This is a genomic window from Microbispora oryzae (genome assembly GCF_017896165.1).
Classification (GTDB): Bacteria; Actinomycetota; Actinomycetes; order Streptosporangiales; family Streptosporangiaceae; genus Microbispora; species Microbispora oryzae.
In genome coordinates, this window is record NZ_JAFCNB010000050.1 from 1 (window position 1) to 2,098 (window position 2,098).

Below are 2,098 nucleotides of genomic sequence, written 5' to 3' on the forward strand. Positions count from 1 at the left end.
CGGAGGGTGTCTTCGGGGGAGGGCGGTGGCGGAGCCAGAGTGCGGAACAGGTAATCCGCCAACGCCGTCACCGTCGGATGGTCGAACACCAACGTCGCCGGCAGACGCAACCCCGTCTCCGCGTTCAACCGATTACGCAACTCCACCGCGGTCAGCGAATCGAACCCCAACCGATTGAACGCCCGATCCACCTCCACACTCTCCGCACTCCCATGCGCCAAAACCGCCGCCACATGACCCCGCACCCGATCCGTCAACACCCGCAAACCCTCATCCCGAGACAGCGACGCCAACAACGCCACCAACCCCGGCCCCCGCCGATCACCACCATCCCGCCCCAAACCACCCCGCTCCGCACCCCGCCGCTCACCACGACGACCACCCCGAACCACCGCCCCCAAAACCGCCGGCAAATCCCCCACATCCGCCCGCGCCCGCAACGCCCCCCGATCCCAATTCACCCCCACCATCACCGGCTCATCAAAAACCAACGCCGCATCCAACAACTCCAAACCCCGCTCCACCGACAACCCCGCAACCCCCGAACGCCCCAACCGCGCCCGATCCGCCGCCGACAACACCCCCGTCAACCCCGACCCCGACTCCGACTCCCACAACCCCCACGCCACCGACACCCCCGGCAAACCCAACCCCCGCCGATACACCGCAAGAGAATCCAAAAACGCATTCGCCGCCGCGTAATTCCCCTGACCCGCATTCCCCAACAACCCAGCCAACGAAGAAAACAACACAAAAAACCCCACCGGCCGGTCCAACGTCAACTCATGCAAAAACCACGCCGCATCCGCCTTCGGCCCCAACACCCGATCAAACCGCTCCCCCGACAAATCCCCCACCAACCCGTCATCCGTCACCCCCGCCGCATGCACCACCCCACCCAAAACCCCAACCGAACCCAACACACCCGCCAACGCCCCCCGATCCGACACATCACACGCCACCACCCGAACCCGCGCCCCCAACCCCTCCAACTCCGCCACCAACCCACCCGCACCAGGAGCCCCCAACCCCCGACGCGACACCAACACCAACTCCCCCACCCCATGACGCACCACCAAATGACGCGCCACCAACGCCCCCAACCCACCCGTCCCACCCGTCACCACAACCGCCCCATCCACCGACCCGCAAACCAGCCCAGACGCCGGGACAGACCCGGAACCAGCCAGAGGCCCAGGCGCAGGGCCAGACACCGGAGCGGACACCGGGGCGGCCGGACTCACCGGAGCCGGACGCCGCACCACACGCGGCGCCAACACCCGACCCCCCACCACACGCACCTGCCACTCCCCCAACCCAGCGGCAGCCGCCACCAACCCCCAATCAGCGAACCCCTCCTCCACCTCAGCCACCACCACATCCCCCACACCCTCCGACCGCGCAGAACGCACCAAACCCCACACAGCACCCCCCGCCACATCACCCACCCGCGTCTCCACCACCACCAAGCCAGCCGAACCAGAACCCGACCCACCCGACAGCCCCGAAACCGCCTCCACCACCCGCCCCAGCAACCCCCGCACCACACCAGGCACATCCACACCAGCACCCAGCTCCCCGCCCGCGGTCAGCTCCGAGCCCACGCACGGAACCACCACCACGTCCCCCACCCCATCCACCGCCACATCACCCACCGGCACATCACCCACCGGCACCTCCACCCACTCCACGCCGTACGGCGGAAGTCCGGAGGGCGCGGCCGTACCACCGGTCGCGGCGGCGCGCACGCGCAGCGCCTCGACGGACAGCACGGGGGCTCCCGAGTCGTCCACGGCCTCGACCACGGTGTCCTCACCGGCGGCGGACAGCCGGACCCGCAGAGCCTGGGCTCGCGCCGCGCGCAGTTCGACGCCACGGAAGGCGAACGGGAGTCGGAGCTCGCCGTCGCCGGCGGTCAGCAGGAGGGGGTGGAGGGCGGCGTCGAGCAGGGCGGGGTGAACGCCGAAGCCCGTCACCTCCACCCCATCCGGCAGCGACACCTCCGCGAACAACTCATCCCCACGCCGCCACACCGCACGAACACCCTGAAACGCCGGCCCATACTCATAACCACGCTCCGCCAACGCCTCATAACCCC

General features: G+C 69.1%; 1 protein-coding gene. It reads right to left on the minus strand.

Annotated features, from left to right (window positions below; all coding sequences use genetic code 11):
• Positions 1-2,033 (minus strand): type I polyketide synthase (locus JOL79_RS35260; protein WP_307848865.1); only part of this gene is annotated, 2,033 nt, incomplete at its 3' end.
• Between the last annotated feature and the right edge of the window lie 65 nt (positions 2,034-2,098).